Source organism: Chloroflexota bacterium, from assembly GCA_013152435.1.
Taxonomy (GTDB): Bacteria; Chloroflexota; Anaerolineae; order DUEN01; family DUEN01; genus DUEN01.
In genome coordinates this window covers 1-7,274 of sequence record JAADGJ010000108.1, presented here as the reverse complement: position 1 = coordinate 7,274, position 7,274 = coordinate 1, and the positions used below count along the sequence as shown (strand labels likewise).

Genomic DNA, 7,274 nt, shown 5'->3' with positions numbered 1-7,274 from the left:
GGCGACACAGAGCGGACTGTTGTCCGCTTGGAGCACGTATGGACAGGCGCAAAGACTCGGGATATGACCCTATAAAGGGGCTGCGCCCCCTCGAGCCTCTCTGGGGAGTGGAAGCATGCCCTCGTGGGGCTTAAGTTGATACCAATGGGACGCAACGGCATCGCGCCCCTACCAAATACGTCTCAGATCTTGTAGAGGCAGCCCTTGTGGCTGCCTCAGGCGCCCACAAGGGGTGCCCCTACGGTGGGATCCCAGGGGCAGGTGTTTGAACTTTGAAAAGCCCTGGAGCTTTGAGGAGCTATGCCCCTCAAAAGAAACTTCCCGGTTTCCGCCCCCCACCTGCCTCGCTCGGCCTTGCCTACCCGAATCAGGCTGGGAAAGGGCAGGTACAAGGCGGGGAAGAGGATATTGCGGCGGAGGGAGGTCCCTCCGCACCCCTGAGGGCTCGCGATGGGCCTCGCGGAATTCCCACCAGTTTGGATACATCACCCTTCCCCGCATGGACTTGAACGAGGGCCCGCTTTCATGATAGACTGCACCATGCCGTCGCACCCCGCCCCAGAGAGATAAGGGAAGAAAGGAGTGTCCGTATGTTCCTGTGCCGTTTCGCCACGCCCACCGGCCCTCATATCGGCCTGATCGTGGATGAGGGGCTATACGACCTAACCGCGATCGATCCCGGAAGATTCGGAACGCTCAGCCGTCTGCTGGCCTGGTCGATCGGGCTGACCTCCCCGGCGGCCGCGTTGATGGACATCATCGCCGATCGCAGCCCCCAGGCCCTCCCCGCATCCTGGGAAAAACCCATCGACGAGCAGGAGGTGTGGGCAGCCGGCGTCACCTATCTCCGCAGCCGCGCCGCCCGGGAGCGAGAATCGCAGGGGATCGACCTGTACAATCGCGTCTATGAGGCCGACCGGCCGGAGATCTTCTTCAAGGCCACCCCGGACCGGACCGTAGGCCCCGAAGAGCCCGTGCGCGTGCGGGCGGACTCCGACTGGACCGTGCCGGAGCCGGAGCTGGCCCTGGTGCTCAACCCCGCCCTGGAGATCGTCGGGTTTACCGTGGGCAATGACATGAGCGCCCGCGATATCGAGGGCGAGAACGCCCTCTATCTGCCGCAGGCGAAGATCTATCGCCAGTGCTGCGCCTTGGGGCCCGTCATCCGGCTGGCGGGCACCGGCATCGACCCGACGGCCGTGGGCATCCGCATGAGGATCGAGCGCGCCGGGGCCGCGGTCTTCGAGGGGGAGACCTGCACCGACCGCATGGCCCGCCTGTTCACTGCCCTGGTCGGCTACCTGGGGCGGGAGAACCAGTTCCCGCGCGGGGCCATCCTCCTCACGGGCACGGGTATCGTCCCACCGGACGAGTTCACGCTGATCGACGGGGACGTGGTCACCATCGAGATCGATGGCATCGGCGCGCTGCGCAATCCCGTCGTGAAGGGATAGGGGAGCAAGGGATGGCATCGGAGCATGACAGCGGGCATCAGGTCGTCGGCGGCGATCTGGTGGCCGAGTTCGACGCCGGAGGGCGGCTGCGGACGCTGCGCCGGGTCAGCACCGGTCACGAATTCCTGCGAAAATCCCCCTCCGGCCGATCGCTCTGGCGCCTGGAGCTCCGAGACCGGGCCGGGCGATCACGAGAGGTGACCGTCCAAGACGCTCGCGATTGCCGGATCGAGCGTACGGGGGCGGGGTTACGCCTGGTTTGGGCGGACATCCGAGGAGCGCCGGGGATCATCGTGTCCGCGACGGTGATCCCTCAGGACGATCTGCTCCAATGGCGGCTGGCCGTGGATGGGATGACGCCGGACGCGGCGTTATGGCGAGCGGATTTCCCCCTCCTCTCCGGGCTGCGCCCCATCGCGCCAGGGGACGAGGAGCGGCTGCTGCTGCCCCGGGCGGGCGGCTACCTCGTCCGCGATCCCAGCGCGGCCATCTTCGCCAACGACACCATCGGCCGAGGGGTCTCCCTGGCCTACCCGGGCGGGATGACCATGCAGTGCATGGCATACTACCGCCCGCGTGGAGATGGGCTGCTGGCCATCACGCAGGATCCCCACGGCTATTACAAGCGGCTCACCGTGCAGGGGGAGCAAGGGACGACCGACTGGACGCTGATCTTTGCGCACTTCCCCGAAGGCATGCCGCAAACGGCCGGGCGCTTCGCCCCGCCGTATCCCGTGGCCCTGGCCGCCTTCACGGGCGACTGGATGGACGCGGCCGAGCGGTATCGGACCTGGGCGGTCACCCAACCGTGGTGCTGCCGTGGTCCCCTCTACGCTCGAGACGATCTCCCTCGCTGGCTGTTGGAGGCGGGTCTGTGGGTATGGAATCGAGGCCGCTCCGACCGGGTGCTCCCCGGCGTCCTGCAGCTACGCGAGCGGATCGAGGCACCGATCGCGCTGGACTGGTACTGGTGGCATCGGACGCCATATGACACGCACTTCCCGGACTACCTGCCCCCTCGAGAGGGCGAGGCCTCCTTCCGCTCGGCCATCGACCGCCTGCATGCGGAGGGGGTGCACGCGATCGTCTACGTCAACGGCCGCCTCTGGGGAACCGGCGCGCCGAGCTGGGAGGAGAGACAAGCCCGTCAGGCCGCCTGCAAGCAGGAGAACGGCGACATCTATCGCGAGGTATACAACGTCTTCAATCGGGCGGAAATGGCGCCCATGTGCCCCACCACCGCGCTCTGGCAGACGACGCTGAGCAGCCTGGCCGACGATCTGGTGAACCGCTACGGGCTGGACGGCGTTTACATCGATCAGATCGGCATCTCCTCCCCGCAGCTATGTTTCGACCCACAACACCCTCACCCGCCGGGCGGGGGAAACCACTGGTGTCAGGGCTATCGCCAGCTCATCAAGCGTGTCCGTCGCGCGGTGCAGGCCCACCCCGACGCCATGTTCCCCACCGAGGGCTCCTGCGAGGCCTATCTGGATCTCTTCGACGCCTTCCTGGTGCTGGACAACTCGTTCGAGCGGATGGGATTCTACGATCGCATCGGGCTGAACTGGGAGCCCGTGCCTCTCTTCGCCGCGGTGTACCATGACCACGCGCTGCACTTTGGATCGTACGCCTCCCTGGCGCCGCCCCCTTACGATGAGCTGTGGCCCCATCCCCAGGGCCCCGTCCGGTCTCATCGGTTCGACGAGCGGGACTTCGTGGACGCGTTCTATGCCGAACTGGGGCGAGCATTCGTGGCAGGCGCTCAGCCTATGGTGGCCAACGTTCACCCCGAGCAGCTCGAGGACCCGCGCCTGCAACCCCATTGGCGCTTCCTGCGCGATCTGGTGCACACGCGGCTCCTGGCCGCTCCCTTCCTGCTCTACGGCCGATGGCTGCGGCCGCCTGATCTCGATGTACCCGAGATCATTGTGGAGTTCCTGGTGCGGGGGATCTACACGCCACCGGACGAGGAACACGTGGTCCGCAGGCGCATGCCCGCCGTGCTCGCCTCACAATGGGTCGCCCCCGACGAGCGACGCGGGCTGGCGCTGGCGAACATCAGCGATCGCCCACACCACATCACGTGGAGGATCGAGGACGCGGGCGCGGGCCGGCGGATATACCGCATCAACAGGCGAGGGCGCATACCCGTGGGACGTCTGAACGAGAGATCCGCCGTCTACGAGGGGACGATCCCGGCGCGGGCCGTGGAGCTGATCGAGGTCGGCCCGTAGCCGGATAGCCGGGGCACCTAGATCTCAGAGCGTGTCTGAGAGACTCCGTTGCTCCTGCCATGGGGAGGCTCGAGGGGCGAAGCTTCCCCGAAAAAAGCCTTTCTCCCACCTCCCCCTGTGGAGCACGCAGTTGGGGGATGCCCCCAGGCACCTTGCCGGCGAATTTTCAGACGCACTCTCAGAAAGGTGCGACGCGCCTCAAGAGACGCGTCGCACCTCAGATGATCGCCCGAAAACTCCGCCTCTATCGCCCCGCGATGCCAGTCAGATGGATGCCGCTGACGAAGTACCGCTGGGCGAAGAAGAAGAGGATCAACAGCGGGATGATCATGGCCGTTGAGGCAGCCATCATCAAGTTCCAGCTGGTCGAATACAGGTCCTTGAACCCCTGCAGGCCGATGGCCATGGTCCACTTGCTGGTGTCCTGCAGGTAGACCAGAGGCAGGAAGAAGTCGTTCCAGTGATGGATGAAGGAGAACACGCCCACGGTGGCGAGCGCTGGCTTGGAAAGCGGCAGCAGGATGTTCCAGTAGATGCGGAAGTTGCTCGCCCCGTCGATCCGGGCAGCCTCATCCAGGTCATAGGGAAGCGTCATGAAGAACTGCCGGATGAGGAAGATGTTGAACGCGCCGCCCCCGAACCAGGAGGGCACGATCAACGGCAACAGCGTATTCACCCATCCCAGCCGCCGGAAAAGGATAAACGTGGGGATCAACGTGATGATGCCGGGCAACATCAGGGTGGACAGAACCAGGCCGAACAGGAACCCTCGCCCGGGGAACCGGAGGCGGGCGAAGGCGAAAGCGGACATGGAAGCCGTGATCAACGTTCCCAGCGTGGCAAAGACGACGATCTGCATCGTGTTCCAGAAATAGCGGTGAAAGGGAACCGCCCGAAAGGCCTCCGGATAGTTCTCCCAGACGATCGGATCGGGGATCCACTTGGGCGGCATGACGAACGTCTGAGCCCCCGTCTTCAAGGACGTGGATACCAGCCAGGCCAGTGGCAACGCCAGGACGACGGCGAAGAAACTCAGCACGGCATACCAGAACGCATCGCGCACCCAACCCCGGATGCGCTTGGGCGTGATCCACTGGCGGGCGGGGCCTCTGGCACGCACGAGGGACTTGGCCTGCATTTCACCTCCTGTGAGCACTCCTCATCTCATCCATCGATCCGCGATTCGTTCTCCGCTCCTGCAACGATCGGTCACTCACGCAGCTTGCCTTCGTAGAAGACCCAGCGATCCGAAATGCGAAACTGGAGCAAGGTAAAGAGAAGAATGATGACGAACAACACCCAGGCCATGGCGGACGCATACCCCATGCGGAAGTTCTCAAAGGCCATGCGATACAGGTAGAGCACGTAGAACAGGGTCGCGTAATTCGGCCCTCCCTCCGTCATGATGTAGGCCTGGGTGAACACCTGGAAGGCGCCGATGATGGCCATAATGAGATTGAAGAAGATGGCGGGCGTCAACAAGGGTAAGGTGACGTTTCGGAACCGTTGCCACGTGTTGGCGCCGTCGATCTCGGCCGCCTCGTACAGGCTCTGCGGGATGCCCTTCAAGCCCGCCAACAGGATCACCATCTGGCCGCCGATGGTCCAGAAGCTCATGATGATGAAGGAAGGCTTGGCCAGCTTGGGATCCTGCAGCCAGTACAGCCCTTTGAACCCCAGCCACTGCAACAAGGCATTGGCCAGCCCCCACTGCGGATGAAAGATCCACAGCCAGAGGATGGCGTTGGCCACGGCCGGCGTGATCGACGGCACATAGTAGAGGGTGCGAAAGACGCGTATGCCACGCAGGTTCAGGTTCATCGCAAGGGCCGCGAGCAACGCGAGGAAGAGATGCAGCGGCACCCCGATGAACACATAATAGGCCGTATTGTAGAGGGAGAGGAAGAAGCGATCGTCATGGAGCAGCTTGCCGTACTGGGCCAACCCCACCCACACGGAAGGGGTCACGATCTCCCATTTCGTGAAGGAGATGTAGAGCGACGCCAGCATAGGGCCCGCCGTGAACACCAGGAACCCGATGATCCACGGCAACAGGAAGAGGAAGGCGTCCCGTGTCTCCGACCACAACAAGCTGCGCCGTTTACGCCGCCATCTCCTCCCAAGAACACGTACGTTCATTTCATCCCGTTCCCTGCCTTGAGATCCCATCGAGGGGCGCTGCGTTGAACCGTGGTCCTCGGCAGCGACGTTCCCAAGCCATCGTGAAGGGGCAGTGAGATCCATTCACTGCCCCTCTCTTTTACGCGCACCACGGGTGACACGCACCCCGATGCGTTACGGCGCCGGTCTCGTTACACCCCCGGCACGTAGGCGATCAGCTCGTTCACCCGATCGGCGATCGCGTCCAACGCCTGCTGGGGGTCGGCCTTCTCCACGCCGTAGATGGAATCCAGCGCAGCCTGGATCTCACGATGCACGCCGATCCAGTCGCCCGCCACCGGCTCCGGCCGCCCATATGCGAAGGCGTCGATCATGATCTGAGCGCTGGGCGGCAGGCTCTCGGTCTTGAGGAACTCCGGATCCTCCGCGACGGCGCGCAGGGAAGGCACGCTGAGGCCGGTCTTGACGAAGTGCCAGAAGGCATCCTCGCTGGCCAGGAAGGCCATCCACTTCCAGGCCTCGTCCGGGTTCTTGGTGCCCGAGTACATGCTGTGCCCCGCCGAGGCCACGCGAGTGGTACGCGTGTCGCCCGGGTCCACGGGCAGATGGGCGATGTCCCACTCGAACTCCGAGGCCATGACGTTGAAGAAGACGGAGAACTGAGGGAACATGCCGATGCGGCCCGTGGTGAAGAGGTCGCCGGTGCTGAAGCCACCCTTCTCCACGCCCGGGATGTGGATCTGCAGATCGTGGTGCCAGCCCTGGATCACCTTCACCTGGGAGATGCTGGGCTCCTGGTTCATGATGAACTTGGTGCGATCCTCGTTCAGGACGTCGCCGCCCTTCTGCCACATCTTGATCCAGGTGTTTCGATTCAGGTTCCAGTCCGCCGTGCCGTAGATGCGCTCGGCGCCCTCCCCCTTGGTGAGAGCCTTGGCCGCAGCCTCGAAGTCGGCCCAGGTCCAATCCTCGCTGGGCAAAGGAACGTCGTTCTCCTCGAAGAGCTGCTTGTTGTAGATGAGGATCGTGCTGGTGGTCTCACGAGGGATCCCGATCTGCTTGCCGCCGATGTTGAAGTCGAGCCAGGCGCCGGTCAGGAAGTCCTCCGGATTGACCGAGGGATCGGCATCGATCATCGGCTGGAGGTCCATCTGGATGTTGCGCTTGGCCTGCCCGGCGTTGGTGTAGGTGTGAGCCCAGTAGGTGTCCGGCCCCTCGCCGGCCGCGATCAGGGTGAGAAGCTTCGTCTGGATCTCGATGGCCCCGCCCGGCTCCCAGATGGGCTCGATCTTGATGTCCGGGTTCGCCTCCTGGAACTTGGCGAAGAGGGGTTCGTAGCGATCGAAGGCGCTCTGGGAACCACCCTGGGTCAGGAACCGCAGCGTGACGGGCTCCGCGGCCTTCTCCGGGGCGGCCGGCGCCTCAGCGCCCGGCGCCGGAGCGGCCGGCGGCGCGCAGGCAG

Annotated in this window: 5 protein-coding genes; 2 read left to right on the top strand and 3 right to left on the bottom strand. The window is 64.3% G+C overall.

The features are described 5' to 3' along the window. Positions 1–590: 590 nt before the first annotated feature. Positions 591–1,454, top strand: a complete 864-nt coding sequence (locus tag GXP39_15640) for a hypothetical protein (protein NOZ29467.1) — start codon at positions 591–593, stop codon at positions 1,452–1,454. A gap of 11 nt (positions 1,455–1,465) precedes the next feature. Further along, a complete protein-coding gene (locus GXP39_15635) occupies positions 1,466–3,691 on the top strand; it encodes a hypothetical protein (GenBank protein NOZ29466.1) in 2,226 nt (741 codons plus the stop codon). A 244-nt stretch (positions 3,692–3,935) separates the two neighbouring features. Here the strand turns inward: GXP39_15635 and GXP39_15630 are convergent, their stop codons facing one another. The 3 genes from GXP39_15630 to GXP39_15620 form a co-directional block, all read right to left on the bottom strand. Beyond that, positions 3,936–4,706 carry a carbohydrate ABC transporter permease gene (locus GXP39_15630; protein NOZ29465.1) on the bottom strand — a complete coding sequence of 257 codons (771 nt, stop codon included), beginning with the start codon at positions 4,704–4,706 and terminating at the stop codon, positions 3,936–3,938. A gap of 194 nt (positions 4,707–4,900) precedes the next feature. Next, positions 4,901–5,830, bottom strand: a complete 930-nt coding sequence (locus GXP39_15625; GenBank protein ID NOZ29464.1) for a sugar ABC transporter permease — start codon at positions 5,828–5,830, stop codon at positions 4,901–4,903. Positions 5,831–6,003: 173 nt separating this feature from the next. Next, the coding region (locus GXP39_15620; protein NOZ29463.1) for a sugar ABC transporter substrate-binding protein at positions 6,004–7,274 on the bottom strand (1,271 nt) is incomplete at its 5' end.

What these genes read in the sequence shown, in the direction of transcription:
- GXP39_15625 (NOZ29464.1), bottom strand. Translation starts at nt 5,830, where the DNA reads ATGAACGTACGTGTTCTTGGGAGGAGATGGCGGCGTAAACGGCGCAGC.
- GXP39_15635 (NOZ29466.1), top strand. Translation starts at nt 1,466, where the DNA reads ATGGCATCGGAGCATGACAGCGGGCATCAGGTCGTCGGCGGCGATCTG.
- GXP39_15640 (NOZ29467.1), top strand. Translation starts at nt 591, where the DNA reads ATGTTCCTGTGCCGTTTCGCCACGCCCACCGGCCCTCATATCGGCCTG.